Below are 21921 nucleotides of genomic sequence, written 5' to 3'. Positions count from 1 at the left end.
GTATCAGACCGCCCTCATCAGCAGGGTCGCGGCGACGAGGAGTGCCGCACCGCCGAACATGGAGACCGCGTACGACCGCGCGAAGCCGTTCTGGAGCTTGCGCAGCCGTCCGGAGAGGCCGCCGACCGAGGCCGCCGTGCCGTTGACGACGCCGTCGACCAGGGTGTGGTCGACGTACACCAGGGAGCGGGTGAGGTGCTCGCCACCGCGGACGAGGACGACGTGGTTGAAGTCGTCCTGGAGGAGATCGCGCCGGGCGGCCCGGGTGAGCAGCGACCCGCGCGGGGCGACGACCGGGACTGGGCGGCGGCCGTACTGGAGGTACGCGACGGTGACGCCGATGACCATCACGGCGACCGTGGACGACGTGACCGTGGCCGCGCTGAGCGGGGAGTCGCCGTGGTCGTGGCCGGTGACGGGCTCCAGCCAGTGCATGAAACGGTCACCGACGCTGAACAGGCCGCCCGCGAAGACCGATCCGAAGGCCAGCACGATCATGGGGATCGTCATGGAGCTGGGCGACTCGTGCGGGTGCGGCTCATGGCCGTGCTCGTCGGGCTGCCAGCGCTTCTCGCCGAAGAACGTCATCAGCATCACGCGGGTCATGTAGTACGCCGTGATCGCCGCGCCCAGCAGGGCGCAGGCACCGAGGATCCAGCCCTCGGTGCCGCCCTTGGCGAACGCCGCCTCGATGATCTTGTCCTTGGAGAAGAAGCCGGACAGGCCCGGGAAGCCGATGATGGCGAGATAGCCGAGGCCGAAGGTGATGAAGGTGATCGGCATGTACTTCCGGAGGCCGCCGTACTTCCGCATGTCGACCTCGTCGTTCATGCCGTGCATGACCGAACCGGCGCCGAGGAAGAGCCCGGCCTTGAAGAAGCCGTGGGTCACCAGGTGCATGATCGCGAAGACGTAGCCGATCGGGCCGAGGCCCGCGGCGAGGACCATGTAGCCGATCTGCGACATCGTCGAGCCGGCCAGGGCCTTCTTGATGTCGTCCTTCGCGCAACCGACGATCGCACCGAACAGGAGCGTGACGGCGCCGACGATGGTGACGACCAGCTGCGCGTCGGGGGCGCCGTTGAAGATCGCCGCGGAGCGGACGATCAGGTAGACGCCCGCGGTCACCATGGTGGCGGCGTGGATCAGGGCCGAGACCGGGGTCGGGCCCTCCATCGCGTCCCCGAGCCAGGACTGCAGCGGCACCTGGGCGGACTTGCCGCAGGCCGCGAGCAGCAGCATCAGGCCGATGGCGGTGAGCGTGCCCTCGGAGGTCTGGGCGGCGAGGCCGGGCTCCTCCAGGCTGCCGAGCACCGGGCCGAAGGCAAAGGTCCCGAAGGTGGCGAACATGATCATGATCGCGATCGACAGACCCATGTCGCCGACACGGTTGACCAGGAACGCCTTCTTCGCGGCCGTGGCCGCGCTGGGCTTGTGCTGCCAGAAGCCGATCAGCAGGTAGGAGGCGAGACCGACGCCCTCCCAGCCGACGTACAGCAGCAGGTAGTTGTCGGCGAGGACGAGGATCAGCATCGCCGCGAGGAACAGGTTCAGATAGCCGAAGAAGCGGCGGCGCCGCTCGTCGTGCTCCATGTACCCGATCGAGTACAGGTGGATCAGCGAGCCGACGCCGGTGATCAGCAGGACGAACGTCATCGACAGCTGGTCCAGCCGGAAGGCAACGTCCGCCTGGAAGCCCTCCACCGGGATCCAGCTGAACAGGTGCTGGGTCAGCGTCCGGTGTTCGGCGTCCTTGCCGAGCAGGTCGAAGAAGAGGATCGCGCCGAACACGAAGGACACGGACGCGAGAAGCGTGCCGATCCAGTGGCCGACGGCGTCCAGACGCCGGCCACCGCACAGCAGGACCGCCGCTCCGAGCAGGGGCGCCGCGATGAGCAGCGCAATCAGGTTCTCCACGATTCAGCGACCCCTTACAGCTTCATCAGGCTGGCGTCGTCGACCGAGGCCGAGTGGCGGGAACGGAACAGCGACACGATGATCGCGAGCCCGACCACGACCTCCGCGGCGGCGACGACCATCGTGAAGAAGGCGATGATCTGGCCGTCGAGATTGCCGTGCATCCGGGAGAAGGCGACGAGCGAGAGGTTGCAGGCGTTGAGCATCAGCTCGATGCACATGAACACGACGATCGCGTTGCGCCTGATCAGTACGCCGGTGGCGCCGATCGTGAACAACAGGGCCGCGAGATAGAGGTAGTTGACGGGGTTCACTTCGACGCCTCCTCGGCCCGCTTGAGGTTCGCCGGCTCGACCGGGGTCCGCTCCAGGCGCTCCTCGGCGCGCTGTTCCAGGGCCTTCAGGTCGTTCAGCGCCTCGGTGGACACGTCCCGGATCTGGCCGCGCTCGCGCAGGGTCTTGCTGACCGTGAGCTCCGACGGGGTGCCGTCGGGCAGCAGGCCCGCGATGTCCACGGCGTTGTGCCGGGCGTACACACCCGGCGCCGGCAGCGGCGGCACGTGCGTGCCCTGGCGGACCCGCTCCTCGGCCAGCTCGCGCTGGGTCTTCGCACGCTCGGTGCGCTCCCGGTGGGTGAGCACCATCGCGCCGACCGCGGCGGTGATGAGCAGGGCGCCGGTGATCTCGAAGGCGAAGACGTACTTGGTGAACAACAGGGCGGCGAGGCCCTCCACATTGCCGTTCGCGTTCGCCTGGGCGATGCCGTTGAACTCCGTCAGGGAGGCGTTGCCGATCCCGGCGAACAGCAGGATGCCGAAGCCGAGGCCGCAGAGAAGGGCCAGCCAGCGCTGGCCCTTGATGGTCTCCTTCAGGGAGTCCGCCGCGGTCACGCCGACCAGCATCACCACGAACAGGAACAGCATCATGATCGCGCCGGTGTAGACGACGATCTGCACGACGCCCAGGAAGTAGGCGCCGTTGGCGAGGTAGAACACCGCCAGGATCACCATGGTCCCGGCCAGGCAGAGCGCGCTGTGCACGGCCTTCTTCATGAAGACGGTGCACAGGGCGCCGATCACCGCGACGGTGCCGAGGATCCAGAACTGGAAGGCCTCGCCGGTGGAGGTGGAGTAGGCGGCGAGTTGTGCGCTCATGCCTCCGCCTCCTGTTCTTCCGGCTTCTCGCCCTTGGAGACGGCGACCTGGCGCTCGGTGCCGGGCGCGGCCTCGGTCACCAGGCCCCGGTAGTAGTCCTGTTCGTCGGTGCCGGGGTAGATCGCGTGCGGCGAGTCGACCATGCCTTCCTCAAGACCGGCGAGCAGTTGCTCCTTGGTGTAGATGAGGTTGGCGCGGCTGGAGTCGGCCAGCTCGAACTCGTTGGTCATCGTGAGCGCGCGCGTGGGGCACGCCTCGATGCACAGCCCGCACAGGATGCAGCGGGCGTAGTTGATCTGGTAGACCCGGCCGTACCGCTCGCCCGGCGAGTAGCGCTCCTCGTCGGTGTTGTCCGCGCCCTCGACATAGATCGCGTCGGCGGGGCAGGCCCAGGCGCACAGCTCGCAGCCGACGCACTTCTCCAGGCCGTCCGGATGGCGGTTGAGCTGGTGCCGTCCGTGGAAACGCGGAGCGGTGGTCTTCTGCTGCTCCGGGTACTGCTCGGTCAGCCGCTTCTTGAACATGGCCTTGAAGGTCACGCCGAAGCCGGCCACCGGGTTCTGGAAGCCAGGCTTTGTCTGCCCGGTCTCCTTGGGCTCCTCAGCCATCGGACGCCTCCTTTCCATCCAGAGATCCGTCGTCACTCTGAGTATTCACCCCGCCACTGACAATCAGCTCCCGCTCCCGGCGCGAACTGCGTCGCGGTACGGGCGGCAACTCCTGTCCGGGCAGTGGTGGCACGGGGAATCCGCCCGCCATCGGGTCGAATCCGGCGGCCGGTCCCGCCTCCTGCTCCTCCTTCGGCTTGCCGCGGAACATGTCCACGACGAAGGAGAGCAGCAGGAGCACCAGGACGCCGCCGCCGACGTAGAGGGCGATGTCGGCGAAGTCGTAGTTCTCGTTGCGCAGGGTCCGTACGGTCGCGACGAGCATCAGCCAGACCACGGAGACCGGGATGAGGACCTTCCAGCCGAGCTTCATCAGCTGGTCGTAGCGGACCCGCGGGAGCGTGCCGCGCAGCCAGATGAAGAAGAACAGCAGCAGTTGCACCTTGACGGTGAACCAGAGCAGCGGCCACCAGCCGTGGTTCGCGCCCTCCCAGAAGGTGGAGATGGGCCAGGGGGCCCGCCAGCCGCCGAGGAAGAGCGTCACCGACACCGCCGAGACCGTCACCATGTTCACGTACTCGGCGAGCATGAACAGCGCGAACTTGATCGACGAGTACTCGGTGTTGAAGCCGCCGACCAGGTCGCCCTCGGACTCCGGCATGTCGAAGGGGGCGCGGTTGGTCTCGCCGACCATCGTGATGACGTAGATGATGAAGGAGACCGGCAGCAGGATGATGTACCAGCGGTCCTGCTGCGCCTCCACGATCGCCGAGGTCGACATCGACCCCGAGTAGAGGAAGACGGAGGCGAAGGCCGCGCCCATGGCGATCTCGTACGAGATCATCTGCGCGCAGGAGCGCAGGCCGCCGAGGAGCGGGTAGGTCGATCCGGAGCTCCAGCCCGCCAGCACGATGCCGTAGATGCCGACCGAGGCCACCGCGAGGACGTAGAGCATCGCGATCGGCAGGTCGGTCAGCTGCATCGTGGTGCGCTGGCCGAAGATCGAGACCTCGTTGCCGGCCGGGCCGAAGGGAATCACCGCGATCGCCATGAAGGCCGGGATGGCCGCGACGATCGGCGCGAGGACGTAGACGACCTTGTCCGCGCGTTTGACGATGACGTCTTCCTTGAGCATGAGCTTCACGCCGTCGGCGAGCGACTGGAGCATGCCCCAGGGGCCGTGCCGGTTGGGGCCGATGCGCAGCTGCATCCAGGCGACGACCTTGCGCTCCCACACGATGGAGAACAGCACGGTCAGCATCAGGAAGGCGAAGCAGAAGACGGCCTTGACGACGACCAGCCACCAGGGGTCGGTGCCGAACATCGAGAGGTCTTCTGCGGCGAGGTACGGGCTCATGCCTCCACCTCCTTGGGGGCCTCGCCGGCGAGCGTCGCCGGGCCGATGCGGACGAGGGAGCCGGGTCGCGCCCCGGTGCCGGAGGCGACGCCACCGCCCACGGAGTTCAGCGGCAGCCAGACCACCCGGTCGGGCATCGCGGTGATCCTCAGCGCGAGTTCGACCGTCCCGGCGGTGCCGGTGACCGCGAGGACGTCGCCGTCCTTCACGCCCGCCTCGGCGGCGGTGGCGGCCGACACGCGCGCGTGAGCCGCGTGCCGCGTCCCGGCGAGCGCCTCGTCGCCCTCCTGGAGTCGGCCGTGGTCGAGCAGCAGCCGGTGCCCGGCCAGCACGGCCTCCCCGGCGGCCGGCCTCGGCAACGGCACGGCGGCTTCGAGGGGTTCGGTGGCCCGGGACCCGTCCCAGGCGCCCAGCCGGTCCAGCTCCGCGCGCGTGGTGCGCAGATCCGGCAGGCCCAGGTGTACGTCCATGGCGTCGGCCAGCATCTGCAGGACGCGGGCGTCGGTCGGGGGCAGTTGGCGGGTCATCTGCTCGGGCTTGAGCGCGGCCTCGAAGAAGCGCACCCTGCCCTCCCAGTTGAGGAAGGTGCCCGCCTTCTCGACGACGGCGGCGACCGGCAGGACCACGTCGGCGAGTTCGCTGACCTCACTGGGCCGCAGCTCCAGCGAGACCAGGAATCCGGCCTCGGCGAGCGCCTCACGCGCGCGTGCCGGGTCGGGCAGGTCGGCGATCTCCACTCCGGCGACCACCAGGGCCTGGAGTTCGCCGTTGGCGGCGGCCTCCACGATCTGGCTGGTGTCGCGGCCGTAGCGGTGCGGGAGTTCGGCCACGCCCCAGGCGGCGGCGACCTCCTCACGCGCGCGTGGGTCGGTGGCCGGACGGCCGCCCGGCAGCAGCGACGGGAGCGCCCCGGCCTCGACGGCACCGCGCTCCCCGGCCCGGCGCGGAATCCACACCAGGTGCGCGCCGGTCGCGGACGCGGCCCGTACGGCGGCGGTGAGCCCGCCCACCACTCCGGCAAGACGCTCGCCCACGACGATGACCGCGCCCTCGGTGCGCAGCGCCTCGGCGGCCCGCCCGCCGTCCTCCTCCAGGCCGACCCCGCTCGCGAGCGCGTCCAGCCACTCGGTCTCGGTGCCGGGAGCGGCGGGCAGCAGCGTGCCGCCCGCCTTCTCCAGCCCGCGCGTGGCGTGCGTGGCGAGCGAGAAGACCTTCTGGCCGTGCTTGCGCCAGGCCTTGCGCAGCCGCAGGAAGACGCCGGGCGCCTCCTCCTCGGCCTCGAACCCGGCCAGCAGGACTGCGGGCGCCTTCTCCAAGAGGGCGTAGGTGACGCCCGTACCGTCGAGGTCGCGGCCGCGTCCGGCGACCCGGGCGGCCAGGAAGTCGGCCTCCTCGCCGCTGTGCACGCGCGCGCGGAAGTCGATGTCGTTGGAGTCGAGCGCCACGCGCGTGAACTTGCTGTACGCGTAGGCGTCCTCGATGGTGAGGCGGCCGCCGGTCAGGACACCGGCCCGCCCGCGTGAGGCGAGCAGTCCCTGGGCCGCGATCTGGAGGGCCTCCGGCCAGGACGCCGGTACCAGCTCGCCCTCGGGGTTGCGCACCAGCGGCGTCTCAAGACGGTCGCGCTGCTGCGCGTACCGGAAGGCGAAGCGCCCCTTGTCGCAGATCCACTCCTCGTTGACCTCGGGGTCGTTGGCCGCGAGCCGCCGCATGACCTTGCCGCGCCGGTGGTCGGTGCGGGTGGCGCAGCCGCCGGAGCAGTGCTCGCACACGCTCGGGGACGAGACCAGGTCGAAGGGGCGGGAGCGGAAGCGGTACGCCGCCGAGGTGAGCGCGCCGACCGGACAGATCTGGATGGTGTTGCCGGAGAAATACGACTCGAAGGGGTCACCCTCACCGGTGCCGACCTGCTGCAGCGCGCCCCGCTCGACCAGCTCGATCATCGGGTCGCCCGCGATCTGGTTGGAGAAGCGCGTGCACCGGGCGCACAGCACGCACCGCTCCCGGTCGAGCAGCACCTGCGTGGAGATCGGCACGGGCTTCTCGTAGGTCCGCTTGCGGCCCTCGAACCGAGACTCGGATTGGCCGTGCGACATGGCCTGGTTCTGCAGCGGGCACTCGCCGCCCTTGTCGCAGACCGGGCAGTCCAGCGGGTGGTTGATGAGGAGCAGCTCCATCACACCGTGCTGGGCCTTCTCGGCGACCGGCGAGGTGAGGTGGGTCTTCACGACCATGCCGTCGGTGCAGGTGATGGTGCAGGACGCCATCGGCTTGCGCTGGCCCTCGACCTCGACGATGCATTGGCGGCAGGCGCCGGCCGGGTCGAGGAGCGGGTGGTCGCAGAAGCGCGGGATCTCGATGCCGAGCTGCTCGGCGGCCCGGATGACCAGGGTGCCCTTGGGCACGCTGATCTCCGCGCCGTCGATGGTCAGCGAGACGAGGTCCTCCGGCGGGACCGCCGCCTCACCGCCCCCGGAGGGAGCGCTGTTGGTGGTCACTGTCATGCGTTCACCTCCGTGTGCTTGTCCGCCCAGGCCGTGGACTTGGCGGGGTCGAAGGGGCAGCCGCGGCCCGTGATGTGCTGCTCGTACTCCGCACGGAAGTACTTGAGCGAGGAGAAGATCGGCGAGGCGGCACCGTCGCCGAGGGCGCAGAAGGACTTGCCGTTGATGTTGTCGGCGATGTCGTTCAGCTTGTCGAGGTCGGACATGACGCCCTTGCCGGCCTCGATGTCACGCATCAACTGCACGAGCCAGTACGTGCCTTCGCGGCAGGGCGTGCACTTGCCGCAGGACTCGTGGGCGTAGAACTCGGTCCAGCGGGTGACGGCGCGGACGACGCAGGTCGTCTCGTCGAAGCACTGGAGCGCCTTGGTGCCGAGCATGGAACCGGCGGCGCCCACTCCTTCGTAGTCGAGGGGGACGTCGAGGTGCTCGTCGGTGAACATCGGCGTGGAGGAGCCGCCCGGCGTCCAGAACTTCAGCCGGTGGCCGGGCCGCATCCCGCCGCTCATGTCGAGCAGTTGGCGCAGGGTGATGCCGAGCGGGGCCTCGTACTGGCCGGGGCTCGCGACATGGCCGCTGAGGGAGTAGAGCGTGAAGCCCGGCGACTTCTCGCTGCCCATCGACCTGAACCAGTCTTTTCCTTTTTGCAGGATCGCGGGAACTGACGCGATCGACTCGACGTTATTCACCACAGTCGGGCAGGCGTAGAGGCCCGCGACAGCAGGGAAAGGAGGGCGGAGCCGCGGTTGTCCACGGCGGCCTTCGAGCGAGTCGAGCAGTGCGGTCTCCTCACCGCAGATGTACGCCCCGGCGCCGGCGTGCACGGTGATGTCGAGATCGAGGCCGCTGCCCAGGATGTTCTTTCCGAGGTAGCCGGCCGCATAGGCCTCGCTCACGGCCGAGTGCAACCGCCGCAGCACGGGGACGACTTCACCACGCAGATAGATGAAGGCATGCGACGACCTGATGGCATAACACGCGATGACCATGCCCTCGATGAGGCTATGCGGGTTCGCGAAGAGGAGTGGGATGTCCTTGCACGTCCCGGGCTCCGACTCGTCGGCGTTGACAACTAGATAGTGCGGTTTTCCATCCCCCTGCGGAATGAACTGCCATTTCATTCCGGTGGGGAATCCCGCGCCGCCGCGCCCGCGCAGACCGGAGTCCTTCACATAGGCGATGAGGTCGTCCGGTGACATGGCGAGCGCCTTGCGAAGTCCCTCGTACCCTTCGTGCCTTCGGTAGACGTCCAGCGTCCAGGACCTGTCCTCGTCCCAGAAGGACGACAGCACGGGTGCGAGCAGCTTCTCGGGGCTGGTGTCTTTCAGCTCGGGTGCCAACGTCATCACTCCCCCTCCTCGGCGGTAGGCCCGGCCGGGTGGGTCGGGTCGGAGGCCGATGTGTCCTGCGGCGCGTCGTGTGAGCTCAAGTGCTCCGCCGGTGACGGCTCGTGCACTGCCCTGTCCTGCGGCTCCTCATGAGGTCCGCCGTCCCGCGGATGAACCACGCGCGCGGGGGCGGCCTCCCCCTTGGCCAGCTTGAGGCCTACCAGCGAAGCGGGTCCCGCGCTTCCGCCGGCCTCGACTGCCCCGTCCCGCTCGTCGGGAAAGCCCGCCAGGATCCGGGCCGTCTCCTTGAAGGTGCAGATCGGCGCCCCGCGCGTGGGCGTCACCGGCTCTCCCGCGCGCAGCTCGTCCACCAGGCGCTTGGCGCTGGCCACGGTCTGGTTGTCGAAGAACTCCCAGTTCACCATCACGACCGGCGCGAAGTCGCAGGCCGCGTTGCACTCGATGTGCTCCAGGGTGACCTTGCCGTCGTCGGTGGTGTCGCCGTTGCCGACGCCCAGGTGCTCCTGGAGCGCCTCGAAGATCGCGTCGCCGCCCATCACCGCGCACAGGGTGTTGGTGCAGACGCCGACCTGGTAGTCACCGCTCGGCCGCCGCCGGTACATCGTGTAGAAGGTGGCGACGGCGGTGACCTCGGCGGTGGTCAGGTTCAGCATGTCCGCGCAGAACTGCATTCCGGTGCGCGTGACATGGCCCTCCTCCGACTGCACCAGGTGCAGCAGCGGAAGGAGCGCGGACCGGGAGTCGGGGTAGCGGGCGATGACCTCGCGCGCGTCCCGCTCCAGCCGGGCTCGAACGTCGTCCGGGTAGCCGGGCGCGGGCAGTTGGGGCATACCCAGGCTGACGCCCTGCTCCGAAGAACTGGTGGTCACCGGTCGACGCCTCCCATCACGGGGTCGATGGACGCGACAGCGACGATGACGTCGGCGACCTGGCCGCCCTCGCACATCGCCGCCATGGCCTGAAGGTTGGTGAAGGACGGGTCACGGAAGTGGACCCGGTAGGGGCGGGTGCCGCCGTCGGAGACGGCATGCACGCCGAGTTCGCCCTTGGGTGATTCGACAGCCGCGTAGGCCTGTCCCGGCGGGACGCGGAAGCCCTCGGTCACCAGCTTGAAGTGGTGGATCAGGGCCTCCATGGAGGTGCCCATGATCTTCTTGATGTGGTCGAGGGAGTTGCCGAGGCCGTCGGGGCCGAGCGCGAGCTGGGCGGGCCAGGCGATCTTCTTGTCGGCGACCATGACCGGTCCGGGCTGCAGCCGGTCCAGGCACTGCTCGACGATCCTGAGCGACTGGCGCATCTCTTCCAGGCGGATCAGGAAGCGGCCGTAGGAGTCGCAGGTGTCGGCGGTCGGTACGTCGAAGTCGAAGGTCTCGTAGCCGCAGTACGGCTGGGTCTTGCGCAGGTCGTGCGGGAGCCCGGTGGAGCGCAGGATCGGGCCGGTGGCGCCGAGGGCCATGCAGCCGGCCAGGTCGAGATAGCCGACGTCCTGCATACGGGCCTTGAAGATGGGGTTCCCGGTGGCGAGCTTGTCGTACTCCGGGAGGTTCTTCTTCATCTTCTTCACGAACTCGCGGATCTGGTCCACCGCGCCGGGCGGCAGGTCCTGGGCGAGTCCGCCGGGCCGGATGTACGCGTGGTTCATGCGCAGGCCCGTGACCAGCTCGTAGATGTCGAGAATCATTTCACGATCACGGAATCCGTAGATCATGATCGTCGTGGCGCCGAGCTCCATGCCGCCGGTGGCGATGCACACCAGGTGCGAGGAGAGGCGGTTCAGCTCCATCAGGAGCACCCGGATGAGGGTGGCGCGGTCGGGGATCTGGTCCTCGACACCGAGGAGCTTCTCGACGGCGAGACAGTAGGCGGTCTCGTTGAAGAATGACGTCAGGTAGTCCATGCGCGTCACGAACGTGGTGCCCTGCGTCCACGTGCGGAACTCGAGGTTCTTCTCGATGCCGGTGTGGAGATAGCCGATGCCGCAGCGGGCCTCGGTTACGGTCTCGCCGTCGATCTCCAGGATCAGGCGGAGCACTCCGTGGGTGGAGGGGTGCTGGGGGCCCATGTTGAGGACGATGCGCTCGTCGTCGGCACGGGCCGCGGCCTGGACGACCTCGTCCCAGTCGCCACCGGTGACCGTATATACGGTGCCCTCGGTGGTCTCACGGGCGGATGCTGACTGCGTGCTCATGAGTACGACCTCCGCTGGTCCGGAGCCGGGATCTGGGCGCCCTTGTACTCGACGGGGATGCCGCCGAGGGGATAGTCCTTGCGCTGCGGATGGCCCTGCCAGTCGTCCGGCATCATGATCCGCGTCAGGGCGGGGTGGCCTTCGAAGACGATGCCGAAGAAGTCGTAGGTCTCGCGCTCGTGCCAGTCATTGGTCGGGTACACGGAGACCAGCGACGGGATGCGGCGATCGCTGTCGGGTGCGCTGACCTCCAGCCGGATCAGCCGGTTGTGGGTGATCGAGCGCAGGTGGTAGACGGCGTGCAGCTCGCGGCCCTTGTCGTTGGGGTAGTGGACCCCGCTCACTCCGGTGCACAGCTCGAAGCGCAGGGCCGGGTCGTCGCGCAGGGTGCGGGCGACGCGCGACAGGTGCTCACGCTCGATGTGGAAGGTGAGCTCGTCGCGGTCGACGACCGTCTTCTCGATGGCGTTCTCGGGGAGCAGTCCCTGCTCCTCCAGCGCGCCCTCCAGTTCGTCGGCGACCTCGTCGAACCAGCCGCCGTAGGGGCGGGCGGCCGGTCCCGGGAGGCGGACCGAGCGGACGAGGCCGCCGTAGCCGGAGGTGTCGCCGCCGTTGTTGGCGCCGAACATGCCGCGCTGGACGCGGATCTCCTCGCCGCCCTCGCCGCGCTGGCCGGGGAGGTTGGAGGCGCCCAGGTCCTTCTCGGGGTTGACCCCGTTCGACCCGGCACCCGTGCCGTTGGCGTCGCTCACCGCAGCAGCCCCTTCATCTCGATCGTGGGCAGGGCCTTGAGCGCCGCTTCCTCCGCCTCGCGGGCCGCCTCCTCGGCGTTGACGCCGAGCTTGGAGGTCTGGATCTTCTGATGGAGCTTGAGAATCGCGTCCATCAGCATCTCGGGCCGGGGCGGGCAGCCGGGCAGATAGATGTCGACCGGGACGATGTGGTCGACGCCCTGCACGATGGCGTAGTTGTTGAACATGCCGCCCGAGGAGGCGCAGACCCCCATGGAGATCACCCACTTGGGGTTCGGCATCTGGTCGTAGACCTGCCGGAGCACCGGTGCCATCTTCTGGCTGACCCGGCCGGCGACGATCATGAGGTCCGCCTGCCGCGGTGAGCCGCGGAAGACCTCCATGCCGAAGCGCGCCAGGTCGTAGCGGCCGGCGCCGGTGGTCATCATCTCGATGGCACAGCAGGCGAGGCCGAAGGTGGCCGGGAAGACGGACGCCTTGCGCACCCAGCCCGCGGCCTGCTCGACGGTGGTCAGCAGGAAGCCGCTCGGCAGCTTTTCTTCGAGTCCCATGAGTTAAAGGCCCCTCAGTCCCATTCCAGGCCGCCGCGCCGCCATACGTACGCGTACGCGACGAAGACGGTGAGCACGAAGAGCAGCATCTCCACGAGCCCGAAGATCCCCAGGGCGTCGAAGGTGACGGCCCAGGGGTAGAGGAAGACGATCTCGATGTCGAAGACGATGAAGAGCATCGCCGTCAGGTAGTACTTGATGGGAAAACGCCCGCCGCCGGCCGGCGTGGGGGTCGGCTCGATGCCGCACTCGTAGGCCTCGAGCTTGGCCCGGTTGTACCGCTTGGGACCGATCAGCGTGGCCATGACCACGGAGAAGATCGCAAAGCCTGCCCCAAGGGCTCCCAGTACGAGGATGGGCGCATACGCGTTCACCGCTCCTCGCTCCTCTCAGTCGGCACTGACTGCTGGCGATGGTCGTCGGCCTCACTTCCGCCCCACCGGCCCCACGAACTCCGCCCGTCCCGGCGAAGATCGAGAACATGTGAAGCAGGTCACAAGCCCAACTGCCTCGCATCCTATGCCCGCCGCTCTGTGATCTGCGACACGGGGTATTACACAAGCTTTGTGATCTCCACCACCTGACGAAGGATCATGAAGTCGGATGAGTGGTGATCTTCGCACGCGAGGCATCCAAGTGATCACCTGAGGTGACATTTCCGCTCGTCGGCGCAGCTCGGAGGGGGCGTCTCAATATCAAGAGAGTTCCTCTGCATGCAAATTCGTGATGGACGCGAGCCCTTGATAGTGAGCCCCGTTCACACATCAGAGGGAGGTCCGGGGTGCGGTGTGGACGCGTGCACACATTCACGAGCGACTCGGGTCCGGGACGCGGCCGGGTCGCGGCCGGGCCGTACGCGCGGGACGCGGCCGTCCCCGTAACCGTTGCGTGACCTCCGCCACATCCATGAGAGGGCCGTGAGAACCGGGCTTGGCCACCTGCCTCAACCAATGGTAGGTGCGGGGCAATTCGGGCGAACCGATGAAAGGCCGTGATCACGGGCGGGTTGGGCGACGTCCGCAATGTCCGTTACGGCGTCAATAAAGGGCGACACACCCGGGGTTCATGACACCGATTGAACAACTGTGGCGCAGCACACGTTTCTTGTAGGTATGGAGGAGCCCCTGATACCGGTTGTTCTCATGTCCCACACCGCTCACATACGCAGCCACCGGAAACCCCGCCGCACCGGGTCCACGACCCTCGCGATGCGCGCCGGAGTTGCCGGTGGCGTCCTCAGCATGGCAGCGGCGGGCGCGTCGGCCACGGCGAGCGCCGCCGAGCCGGTCACGCAGACCCTCGAACTGCCCACCCTGACGGGCGACCTGGCCGCTCAGGTCGCGGAGTCCGCGGACGCCACGCAGCAGGCCGCGGCCAGCTACGAGCTCCAGGCCGAGCGCGACGCCGCCGCCGCGGCCGCCGCGAAGGAGGCCAAGGCCGACCTCGCCGAGGCCAAGGAGAAGGCGGAGGCCAAGAAGAAGGCGGCCGAGGCCGCTCGCAAGGCCGCGGCGGAGCGTGCAGCCCGCAGCGCCGAGCGGACCACGCTCGCCACGACCAGCGCGTCCACCACCGCCTCCGCTCCCGCCAGCGGCAGCGTCGGGACGGTCATTTCCTTCCTCAAGGCCCAGCTCGGCGACGCCTATGTCATGGGCGCCACCGGCCCCAACGCGTGGGACTGCTCCTCGCTGGTGCAGGCCGCCTTCAAGCAGGTCGGCGTCGACCTGCCCCGCGTCTCGCAGGACCAGTCGATGGCCGGCACGGACGTGTCGCTGTCCAACCTCCAGGTCGGGGACATCCTGTACTGGGGCGGCAAGGGCTCGGCATACCACGTGGGTGTGTACATCGGGAACGGCCAGTACCTGGACGCCGCCAACCCGTCCAAGGGCGTGGTCATTCAGGACCTTTCCGGCTATCCCGCTTCGGGTGCGGTGCGCGTACTCTGACGCACGGCCCATAACGGGCACAACAGTACGGATGGGGCCGCAGCCGCTCGGGGGCAGCGGCCCCGTCCGGCGTTCTCCTGGGCTCCGGGTGTGTTCTGCTGTGACACAAACAGCAACCGCTCAAAGGGAGTTCACGATGCCCAGCGTCTTCCTGCAAGGCAGGCCGGTCGACTCGTACCCGGCGCTCGCGCCCGAGGCCCGGCGCGGCAAGGTACGGCGGATCACCGAGGTCGGCGAGGAGGTGCTGCACAAGCCGTGCCGGGACGTGACCGAGTTCGGGCCGGATCTCGCGGCGCTCATCGACGACATGTTCCTCACGATGTACATCGCCGACGGCTGCGGGCTCGCGGCGAATCAGGTCGGCGTCGATTTGCGGCTGTTCGTCTATGACTGTCCCGATGACGACGGTGCCCGGCATGTCGGGCACCTCGTGAACCCGGTGCTGGAGCAGCTCGACAGGCCCCACAGGCGGCTGCTCGACGAGGGCGAGGGGTGCCTGTCGGTGCCGGGCGCCGTCATGGCCGTACCGCGCCCTGACCGGGCCGTGGTGCGGGGGCTGGACAAGGACGGCAGTCCGGTCGTCATCGAGGGCACCGGGTACTTCGCCCGCTGTCTGGCGCACGAGACCGATCACACCCACGGGCAGGTCTATCTGGACCGGCTCTCCGCGCGGGACCGCAAGGACGCGCTGCGGCAGGCGGAAGCCCGGCGGGAGGACGTGCTCGCCCGCCGGGCCGCCAATATCCGGGCACTGAGCGCCTGAGCCGGGCCGCCGGTGTCCGACCGACCCTCGGTATCCGACCAGGCCCCCGTGTCCGACCAGGCCCTAGGCCCGTGATCAGGCCTTCGGGGCCACCTTGCTCAGCCCGTTGATGACCCGGTCCATCGCGTCGCCGCCCGTCGGGTCGGTGAGGTTGGCCAGGAGCTTCAGGGTGAACTTCATCAGCAGCGGGTGGGTCAGGCCGCGCTGGGTCGCGATCTTCATGACCTTCGGGTTGCCGATGAGCTTCACGAAGGCGCGGCCCAGCGTGTAGTAGCCGCCGTAGGTGTCCTTGAGCACGCGCGGGTAGCGCTGGAGGGCCAGCTCGCGGCCCGCGGGCGTGGACCGCGCGTGCGCCTGGACGATGACGTCGGCGGCGATCTGGCCGGATTCCATGGCGTAGGCGATGCCCTCGCCGTTGAAGGGGTTCACCAGGCCGCCGGCGTCGCCGACCAGCAGCAGGCCCTTGGTGTAGTGGGGCTGGCGGTTGAAGGCCATGGGCAGGGCGGCGCCGCGGATCGGGCCGGTCATGTGCTCGGGGGTGTAGCCCCAGTCCTCCGGCATCGAGGCGCACCAGGCCTTGAGGACCTCGCGCCAGTCCAGTTCCTTGAAGGAGTCGGAGGTGTTCAGGACGCCCAGGCCGACGTTGCAGGTGCCGTCGCCCATGCCGAAGATCCAGCCGTAGCCGGGCAGCAGCCGGTCCTCGGGGCCGCGGCGGTCCCAGAGCTCCAGCCAGGACTCCAGGTAGTCGTCATCGTGGCGCGGGGACTCGAAGTACGTGCGTACGGCGACGCCCATCGGCCGGTCCTCGCGCCGGTGCAGCCCCATCGCCAGGGACAGGCGCGTGGAGTTGCCGTCGGCGGCGACGACGAGCGGCGCGTGGAAGGCGACCTCGCGCTTCTCCTCACCGAGCTTGGCGTTCACGCCGGTGATCCGGCCGGTGCGCTCGTCGATGATCGGGGCGCCGACGTTGCAGCGCTCGTAGAGGCGGGCGCCGGCCTTCTGGGCCTGGCGGGCGAGCTGCTCGTCGAAGTCGTCGCGCTTGCGGACCAGGCCGTAGTCGGGGAAGGAGGCGAGGTCGGGCCAGTCGAGCTGGAGCCGGACACCGCCGCCGACGATCCTGAGGCCCTTGTTGCGCAGCCAGCCGGCCTCCTCGGAGATGTCGATGCCCATCGCCACGAGCTGCTTGACCGCGCGGGGGGTGAGGCCGTCACCGCAGACCTTCTCGCGCGGGAACTCGGTCTTCTCCAGCAGCAGTACGTCGAGTCCGGCCTTGGCCAGGTGGTACGCGGTCGTGGAGCCGGCTGGCCCCGCACCCACGACGATCACATCGGCGGAGTTGTCGGAGAGGAGGGGCTCGGTCACGGCGGGATCTCCCCAAGTTCGAAATCTGCGTGCCGACCGGCACAGGACATGGGCAGTCTATTCAGCAGTAGTGATCACCCGGCTGAAGGGCTGCCCCGTGAACCGAGCTCTCCCCGCAGTACGGCTGCGCGTTCCCACCGACGAGGACGCCGTCGCCTGGCACCGGCTCTTCGACGACCCGGATGTCATGGAGTTCCACGGCGGCAAATCCGCGGGCCTGTCGGTCTACGAGGAGCTCACGGCCCGACAGCGCCGGCACGACGCCGAGCGCGGGTTCTGCCTGTGGTCCGTGCTGGACGAGTCCGGCGAGGTCATCGGCTTCACCGGCGCCCAGCCCTGGGAGCGGGACTGGGGCCCCACGGGGGAGATCGAGATCGGCTGGCGGCTCGCGCGGCCGCACTGGGGCCGGGGCTGTGTCACCGCGGCCGCGCGGCTCACGCTGGAGCGGGTGCGGGCGGCGGGGGTGCCGGGCGTGGTGGCCATGGTCGACGCCCGCAACCAGCGCTCGATCGCGGTGACCCAGCGCCTGGGCATGCGGCTCGCCGAGGTCTACACGACTCCGGTGGGCGGCCGGGAGGGGCACTGCTACCGGCTGGACCTGACAAGCGGAGCGGCGTGAAGCATTTTCACTACGGACGGTAACTGACTGTCACAGAAAGACACTTAGCGCTTCCGAGCGGTACCGGGTGGGGGTTACTCTGCCGGTACCGCTGGGGGTGACGTCTGTGTACAAACCGCCCAAGACATCCGAAGTGCGCGTGCCGCGCCTGGTCGGTCTGATGGCCGTGGACGCGCGCGTATCGGCCGAGGCGCGCGGCGTGCTGCTCGCCTCGCCCGACCGCCCGGACCTTCAACTCGCCGTCGTGGACTACGTCGTACGGCAGTACCCGGCGCCCGGCGTCGAGGTACCGCGCGGGGCCGTGGTCACCGTGTGGTTCGAGTTCGGGGAGGGAGAGGGCGGCGGAGGAGTGCGGGAGCCGCGGCCGTCGCGTCCCCCGCACGGCGGGCTACGACGGGAACTCGACGAGCCGGGGGGCCATTCCTACGCCGCCTGCGTAGGCTTCGGCCCACCCTGAACCCGGTCTCGGCCGCCCTCAGCTCTCCTTGAACCCCCGGTGCAGGGCCACGACCCCGCCCGTCAGGTTCCGCCAGGCCACCTTCGACCAGCCGGCCTTCTGGAGGCGCTCGGCCAGCGCGGGCTGGTCGGGCCAGGCGCGGATGGACTCGGCGAGATAGACGTACGCCTCGGGGTTGGAGGAGACCGCGCGGGCGACCGGCGGCAGGGCGCGCATCAGGTACTCGGTGTAGACAGTCCGGAAGGGCGCCCACGTGGGGTGCGAGAACTCGCAGATCACCACGCGGCCGCCGGGCTTGGTCACCCGGTACATCTCGCGCAGGCCGGCGTCGAAGTCCTGGACGTTGCGCAGGCCGAAGGAGATCGTGACGGCGTCGAAGGTGTCGTCCTTGAACGGCAGCCTCGTCGCGTCGCCCGCCGTCAGCGGCAGCCACGGGTGCTTCCGCTTGCCGACCTGGAGCATGCCGAGCGAGAAGTCGCAGGGGACGACATAGGCGCCGGTGCGGGAGAAGGGCAGGGAGGAGGTCGCCGTACCGGCGGCCAGGTCCAGGATCTTCTGCGCGGGCCGGGCGTCCACCGCCTTGGCGACCTCCTTGCGCCACACCCGGTCCTGGCCGAGCGACAGCACGTCGTTGGTCAGGTCGTACCGTTCCGCGACGTCGTCGAACATCGAGGCGACTTCGTGCGGCTGCTTGTTCAGGGAAGGGCGGGTCACCCGCCCATTCTTGCAGTACGCCCGCCGGGACCCGCTCAGGGGAGGAGCCTCGGCCGCTTCCTGGCGGCGACGTCCTCCACCCAGCCGCACACCAGGACGAATCCGGCGATCAGCACCCAGCCGACGCCGAACATGAACCACTGGCTCTCCAGCGGCAGATACGCCTCGAAGGCGGGCACCTGCCACAGCCGGTCGATCAGCGGGACGGCGAGGATCAGGGCGATCTCGTGCCAGAGGTAGATCGTCACGGCACGCGCGTTGAAGACCGTCACCAGCCGGTCCAGGCGCGGGAACCGGGTCAGCCCGGCGAAGTCGATCCGGAAGCGCTCCTTGGCCCACATCAGCAGCGTCACGAACCCGGCGGACCAGAAGGCCTGCGCGAGCGGGATCTCGTCCAGGTCGTAGGTGCCGTACTCCCCCTGGTGGGCGAGGGCGTACCAGCCGCCGTAGCCGAGGGCGGCGAGGGAGAGCAGGAGCACGGCCGCCGGGCGCAGCCGCTGGAGCACGCCGTCGCGGTGCGCGAAGCCGAGGATCCAGCAGAAGAGATACGTCGACAGGTCCCACAGCGCGCTGCCGAGCCGGCCGTCCGGGCCCGGCCAGAGGAACTGAAGCACCGCGATCGGAGCGAGGGAGGCCAGCAGGACCGGGACCGGAGCCAGCCGGAACACCTTCAGCAGGAGCGGGGACAGGAGCACGAACCAGAGGTACGTGCGCAGGTACCAGAGGATTTCGTACGCCTGGGCGCCCCACGCGTTGCCCGGCGGGTCGCCGAGCGGGACGACCCAGTAGACGATCTGCCGGCCGGGCATCCAGCCGTGGAACAGCATCGCCAGCACCACGAAGAAGCCCCAGAACCAGAACGGCGGCAGCAGGCGGCGGAGCCGTCCGCGGACCACCTTGGGCGCGGGCCCCTCCAGGGACCTGGCCATCAGGGTGCCGGCCAGGGCGAACATGACGCCCATGGAAGGGAAGACCAGACCGGCCCAAGCCCAGCCGAAGGTGTGGTAGGTCACGACCCGGACCAGGGCGACGGCACGGAGGGTGTCGAAGTAGCGGTCACGAACGGAGGGTGCGGCCACTACGGCGGCGGCCGTCCCCCCGCGCCGGTGCGAGCCCACTCAGCGCACCCCCGCCGGCGTCCCGACCTCGCCCGTGCGCTTCAGCTTCTGCCAGCGCAGCCGGCCGCCGGTCAGGGCGGTGACGCAGGAGTGGATCAGGACGAGGTACATCAGCTGCCGGTAGGCCAGCTGCTGGAGCGGCATCATCAGCAGGTAGCGGTACTTCTCCCGGTCCAGGCGGAAGGCGTACGCCGCGCAGACGAGCTGGACGGCCAGCACCGCGAGCCAGGCCAGCAGGGCCGCCCGGAAGTCGACGAAGATCATCGAGTAGACGGTGAACACATCGATGAGCGGCGCGAAGACCGGCGTGACGATCTGGAAGATCACCACGAGAGGCATCCCGACCCGGCCGAAGCGGCCCGAAGGCCCCTTGTCCGTCAGGGACTTGCGGTGCTTCCACAGCGCCTGCATGGTGCCGTAGGACCAGCGGTAGCGCTGGGACCACAGCTGCTTGAGCGAGCCCGGGGCCTCGGTCCAGGCACGCGCGTGCTCCTCGTAGACGACCCGCCATCCCGCGCGGTGCAGGGCGATGGTGATGTCGGTGTCCTCGGCGAGGGTGTCCTCGCTCATCCCGCCGGCCTCCAGTACCGCGTCCCGGCGGAACGCGCCGATCGCGCCCGGGATCGTGGGCATGCAGCGCAGCAGGTCGTACATGCGCCGGTCGAGGTTGAAGCCCATCACGTACTCGATGTGCTGCCAGGCCCCGATGACGGTGTTCCGGTTGCCGACCTTGGCGTTGCCCGCGACCGCGCCCACCTCGGGGTCGGCGAAGGGCTGCACGAGCTGCCGTACGGTGTCCGGCTCGAAGACGGTGTCGCCGTCCATCATCACGACGATGCCGTGACCGGCGCTGCGCACACCGTTGTTGAGGGCGGCCGGTTTGCCCGCGTTCTCCTGGCGGATGACGCGGACGTTCCGCATCCCCAGGGAGTCGGCCGCGGCCCGCGCGATCTCGGAGGTGCCGTCGGTCGAGCCGTCGTCGACCACGATGATCTCGATCGGATGGGTGCTCCGGGCCAGCGACTGGAGGGTGTTGGCGATGCACTCCTTCTCGTTGTACGCCGGGACGATCACGCTGACCGGCTCGGTGACCGTCGGACCCCACCTGAAACGGCGTCTGTTGCGTTGCCGGTGGTGGCGGCGGGCGAGGACCAGCATCATCCCGAACCGGCCCAGCACGGCCACGCCCACGACCATCAGGCCTACGGAGAGCGCCGGTACGGTCCACTCGGCGACCGCGACGGCGGCGATGAGGGCTTTGCCCTCGTAGAGGGTGGCGCCGGTGGCCTCGCGGTGTGCGGCCTGGAGGGTCGAGCCCTGGCCGCCGGCCACGGGACTCCCGGCGGTTGGTCCCTGACTCCCCATGACGCCGCTGATGGTCGTGAAGGTGTAGCCCTTCGCCTTCATCTTCTCGATGTATTTCGGCAGCGCCTTGATCGTCTGCGAGCGCTCACCACCGGCATCGTGGAAGAGCACGGACGCGCCGTTGTTCTTGCTGGGCGTCGCCCATTTCACGATCTTCGAGACGCCCGGCCGTTTCCAGTCGTCGCTGTCGGTGTCGATGAAGACGCTGGTGTAGCCGTCCTCGCCGAGGTTTTGGTAAACGGGCCAGCTGTAGTTGTCGATGGCGTCCGTCTTCGAGGAGTACGGCGCCCGGAACAGCGTGGTGGTGATTCCGGCGGCGCCCGCCAGCGCGAGTTGCGTCTGGGTGATCTCGCGGGTGACGCGGGCGTCGCTCTGGTACGACAGATCGACGTGGGTGAAGGTGTGGATCCCGATCTCGTTGCCCTGGTCGACCAGGTCCCGCACGAGCCCGGGATAGCGGGACACCATCGAGCCGACCACGAAAAAGGTGCCCGGGACGTCGTACTTCTCCAGGATCTCCAGGACCTGCGGCGTCCAGGTGGGGTTCGGGCCGTCGTCGAAGGTGAGGGCGATGGTCTTGTCCGGCACCGAGACCGTGGTGGCCTGTCCGCCGCGGAAGGTGAGGATCGGGCCGCCGTCGAGGATCTCGTCCGGTACGTCGCCGGAACCCGCCCCGGTGCGTACGCGCTGGTCACCGCCGACTTCGGCGCGCAGATAGCCGTCCAGCAGCATGATGCTGGTCAGGGCGAGCAGGAGCAGCAGGGCGAGGATGACACGCGGCTTCTGGAGCGCGGCGGCCCTGCCCGCGACGCGTTCGATCCGGGTGGGGGCACGGCGGCGGCCGCGTGAGGGGGTCGTCGTGGTCATGGGAGTTGCCGCGCCCCCGGAGCGGTCGGCGGCTGCTGGCCGGGAACGCCTTGGGCGCCGTTCGCGAACGGCAGCAGGTCGGCCGGGTCCAGGGACGTGCCGATGCCCATGAAGGCCATCCCCAGCACGACCGCGTACCCGAGGCAGCCGACGCCGACGGCGATGCCGATACGGCGCAGCACCTTCGAGCGGCGTCCGGAAGTGTCGACGAACACGGGCCCCGCTGCGCGGCTTTCGGTGGCAGGCTCGGAATGCATTCCCCGGACATTAGGCAGGCATTATGTGCGCAGGACGCCGAAGCCATGTGAGGCGCCCGTGAGAAACGCCTTAACCT

The 21921-nt window shown here is 69.1% G+C and carries 21 protein-coding genes; 4 read left to right on the top strand and 17 right to left on the bottom strand.

Features of this window, described 5'->3' with window-relative positions; translation table 11 throughout:
• Window positions 1–3: 3 nt before the first annotated feature.
• The 12 genes from nuoL to STRCI_RS23725 are packed head-to-tail and all read right to left on the bottom strand — an operon-like array spanning window position 4 to window position 12753.
• Window positions 4–1917 (bottom strand): NADH-quinone oxidoreductase subunit L, encoded by a 1914-nt coding sequence (nuoL, locus tag STRCI_RS23780; RefSeq protein WP_269660993.1) that lies wholly within the window; start codon window positions 1915–1917, stop codon window positions 4–6.
• A 14-nt stretch (window positions 1918–1931) separates the two neighbouring features.
• A complete protein-coding gene (gene nuoK / locus STRCI_RS23775; protein WP_015658544.1) occupies window positions 1932–2231 on the bottom strand; it encodes an NADH-quinone oxidoreductase subunit NuoK in 300 nt (99 codons plus the stop codon).
• Window positions 2228–3070, bottom strand: coding sequence for an NADH-quinone oxidoreductase subunit J (locus tag STRCI_RS23770; protein WP_269660992.1), 843 nt, complete (start codon window positions 3068–3070; stop codon window positions 2228–2230). Before STRCI_RS23770 ends, nuoK begins: the two co-directional genes overlap by 4 nt.
• The gene (gene nuoI, locus STRCI_RS23765; RefSeq protein ID WP_269660991.1) at window positions 3067–3678 is read right to left on the bottom strand and encodes an NADH-quinone oxidoreductase subunit NuoI; all 612 of its coding nucleotides are present in this window, start codon (window positions 3676–3678) and stop codon (window positions 3067–3069) included. Before nuoI ends, STRCI_RS23770 begins: the two co-directional genes overlap by 4 nt.
• The gene (nuoH, locus tag STRCI_RS23760; RefSeq protein ID WP_269660990.1) at window positions 3671–5035 is read right to left on the bottom strand and encodes an NADH-quinone oxidoreductase subunit NuoH; all 1365 of its coding nucleotides are present in this window, start codon (window positions 5033–5035) and stop codon (window positions 3671–3673) included. The genes nuoI and nuoH overlap by 8 nt, the downstream gene beginning before the upstream one ends.
• Window positions 5032–7539 carry an NADH-quinone oxidoreductase subunit G gene (locus STRCI_RS23755; protein WP_269660989.1) on the bottom strand — a complete coding sequence of 836 codons (2508 nt, stop codon included), beginning with the start codon at window positions 7537–7539 and terminating at the stop codon, window positions 5032–5034. The genes nuoH and STRCI_RS23755 overlap by 4 nt, the downstream gene beginning before the upstream one ends.
• Window positions 7536–8885, bottom strand: coding sequence for an NADH-quinone oxidoreductase subunit NuoF (nuoF, locus tag STRCI_RS23750; RefSeq protein ID WP_269660988.1), 1350 nt, complete (start codon window positions 8883–8885; stop codon window positions 7536–7538). Before nuoF ends, STRCI_RS23755 begins: the two co-directional genes overlap by 4 nt.
• On the bottom strand, window positions 8885–9757 hold the full coding sequence (nuoE, locus tag STRCI_RS23745) for an NADH-quinone oxidoreductase subunit NuoE (protein WP_269660987.1): 873 nt from the start codon (window positions 9755–9757) through the stop codon (window positions 8885–8887). Before nuoE ends, nuoF begins: the two co-directional genes overlap by 1 nt.
• On the bottom strand, window positions 9754–11076 hold the full coding sequence (locus STRCI_RS23740) for an NADH-quinone oxidoreductase subunit D (protein WP_269660986.1): 1323 nt from the start codon (window positions 11074–11076) through the stop codon (window positions 9754–9756). The genes nuoE and STRCI_RS23740 overlap by 4 nt, the downstream gene beginning before the upstream one ends.
• Entirely contained in the window at window positions 11073–11828 is a 756-nt protein-coding gene (locus STRCI_RS23735) for an NADH-quinone oxidoreductase subunit C (RefSeq protein ID WP_269660985.1), read from the bottom strand. The genes STRCI_RS23740 and STRCI_RS23735 overlap by 4 nt, the downstream gene beginning before the upstream one ends.
• Window positions 11825–12379: a NuoB/complex I 20 kDa subunit family protein gene (locus tag STRCI_RS23730; protein ID WP_003998928.1), complete on the bottom strand. Its 555-nt coding sequence runs from the start codon at window positions 12377–12379 to the stop codon at window positions 11825–11827. The genes STRCI_RS23735 and STRCI_RS23730 overlap by 4 nt, the downstream gene beginning before the upstream one ends.
• A gap of 14 nt (window positions 12380–12393) precedes the next feature.
• Window positions 12394–12753, bottom strand: a complete 360-nt coding sequence (locus STRCI_RS23725) for an NADH-quinone oxidoreductase subunit A (protein ID WP_003992243.1) — start codon at window positions 12751–12753, stop codon at window positions 12394–12396.
• 738 nt (window positions 12754–13491) lie between these two features.
• On the opposite strand from STRCI_RS23725, the gene STRCI_RS23720 reads away from it, so the two are divergent.
• Both STRCI_RS23720 and def read left to right on the top strand, forming a co-directional pair.
• On the top strand, window positions 13492–14322 hold the full coding sequence (locus tag STRCI_RS23720) for a C40 family peptidase (protein WP_269660984.1): 831 nt from the start codon (window positions 13492–13494) through the stop codon (window positions 14320–14322).
• Window positions 14323–14458: 136 nt separating this feature from the next.
• Window positions 14459–15085, top strand: coding sequence for a peptide deformylase (gene def, locus STRCI_RS23715; protein WP_269660983.1), 627 nt, complete (start codon window positions 14459–14461; stop codon window positions 15083–15085).
• 75 nt (window positions 15086–15160) lie between these two features.
• On the opposite strand, the gene STRCI_RS23710 is transcribed toward def, so the two are convergent.
• Window positions 15161–16447: a geranylgeranyl reductase family protein gene (locus STRCI_RS23710; RefSeq protein WP_269660982.1), complete on the bottom strand. Its 1287-nt coding sequence runs from the start codon at window positions 16445–16447 to the stop codon at window positions 15161–15163.
• A gap of 97 nt (window positions 16448–16544) precedes the next feature.
• Between STRCI_RS23710 and STRCI_RS23705 the strand changes: the two genes are divergently transcribed.
• The gene (locus STRCI_RS23705) at window positions 16545–17066 is read left to right on the top strand and encodes a GNAT family N-acetyltransferase (protein ID WP_269660981.1); all 522 of its coding nucleotides are present in this window, start codon (window positions 16545–16547) and stop codon (window positions 17064–17066) included.
• Window positions 17067–17199: 133 nt separating this feature from the next.
• Window positions 17200–17523 carry a PASTA domain-containing protein gene (locus tag STRCI_RS23700; RefSeq protein WP_418953369.1) on the top strand — a complete coding sequence of 108 codons (324 nt, stop codon included), beginning with the start codon at window positions 17200–17202 and terminating at the stop codon, window positions 17521–17523.
• An 18-nt stretch (window positions 17524–17541) separates the two neighbouring features.
• On the opposite strand, the gene STRCI_RS23695 is transcribed toward STRCI_RS23700, so the two are convergent.
• The 4 genes from STRCI_RS23695 to STRCI_RS23680 are packed head-to-tail and all read right to left on the bottom strand — an operon-like array spanning window position 17542 to window position 21844.
• Window positions 17542–18237: a demethylmenaquinone methyltransferase gene (locus tag STRCI_RS23695; protein WP_269660979.1), complete on the bottom strand. Its 696-nt coding sequence runs from the start codon at window positions 18235–18237 to the stop codon at window positions 17542–17544.
• A 35-nt stretch (window positions 18238–18272) separates the two neighbouring features.
• Window positions 18273–19355: an acyltransferase family protein gene (locus tag STRCI_RS23690; protein WP_269660978.1), complete on the bottom strand. Its 1083-nt coding sequence runs from the start codon at window positions 19353–19355 to the stop codon at window positions 18273–18275.
• Window positions 19356–21587, bottom strand: coding sequence for a bifunctional polysaccharide deacetylase/glycosyltransferase family 2 protein (locus STRCI_RS23685; protein WP_269660977.1), 2232 nt, complete (start codon window positions 21585–21587; stop codon window positions 19356–19358).
• A complete protein-coding gene (locus STRCI_RS23680; protein ID WP_269660976.1) occupies window positions 21584–21844 on the bottom strand; it encodes a hypothetical protein in 261 nt (86 codons plus the stop codon). Before STRCI_RS23680 ends, STRCI_RS23685 begins: the two co-directional genes overlap by 4 nt.
• Between the last annotated feature and the right edge of the window lie 77 nt (window positions 21845–21921).

The sequence above is a fragment of the Streptomyces cinnabarinus genome, from assembly GCF_027270315.1.
Lineage (GTDB): Bacteria > Actinomycetota > Actinomycetes > Streptomycetales > Streptomycetaceae > Streptomyces > Streptomyces cinnabarinus.
This window is presented reverse-complemented; position numbering and strand designations above follow the sequence as displayed.

What these genes read in the sequence shown, in the direction of transcription:
- nuoI (WP_269660991.1), bottom strand. Translation starts at nt 3,678, where the DNA reads ATGGCTGAGGAGCCCAAGGAGACCGGGCAGACAAAGCCTGGCTTCCAG.
- STRCI_RS23720 (WP_269660984.1), top strand. Translation starts at nt 13,492, where the DNA reads ATGGAGGAGCCCCTGATACCGGTTGTTCTCATGTCCCACACCGCTCAC.
- STRCI_RS23755 (WP_269660989.1), bottom strand. Translation starts at nt 7,539, where the DNA reads ATGACAGTGACCACCAACAGCGCTCCCTCCGGGGGCGGTGAGGCGGCG.
- STRCI_RS23685 (WP_269660977.1), bottom strand. Translation starts at nt 21,587, where the DNA reads ATGACCACGACGACCCCCTCACGCGGCCGCCGCCGTGCCCCCACCCGG.
- STRCI_RS23730 (WP_003998928.1), bottom strand. Translation starts at nt 12,379, where the DNA reads ATGGGACTCGAAGAAAAGCTGCCGAGCGGCTTCCTGCTGACCACCGTC.
- STRCI_RS23680 (WP_269660976.1), bottom strand. Translation starts at nt 21,844, where the DNA reads ATGCATTCCGAGCCTGCCACCGAAAGCCGCGCAGCGGGGCCCGTGTTC.
- def (WP_269660983.1), top strand. Translation starts at nt 14,459, where the DNA reads ATGCCCAGCGTCTTCCTGCAAGGCAGGCCGGTCGACTCGTACCCGGCG.
- nuoH (WP_269660990.1), bottom strand. Translation starts at nt 5,035, where the DNA reads ATGAGCCCGTACCTCGCCGCAGAAGACCTCTCGATGTTCGGCACCGAC.
- STRCI_RS23740 (WP_269660986.1), bottom strand. Translation starts at nt 11,076, where the DNA reads ATGAGCACGCAGTCAGCATCCGCCCGTGAGACCACCGAGGGCACCGTA.
- nuoF (WP_269660988.1), bottom strand. Translation starts at nt 8,885, where the DNA reads ATGACGTTGGCACCCGAGCTGAAAGACACCAGCCCCGAGAAGCTGCTC.
- STRCI_RS23770 (WP_269660992.1), bottom strand. Translation starts at nt 3,070, where the DNA reads ATGAGCGCACAACTCGCCGCCTACTCCACCTCCACCGGCGAGGCCTTC.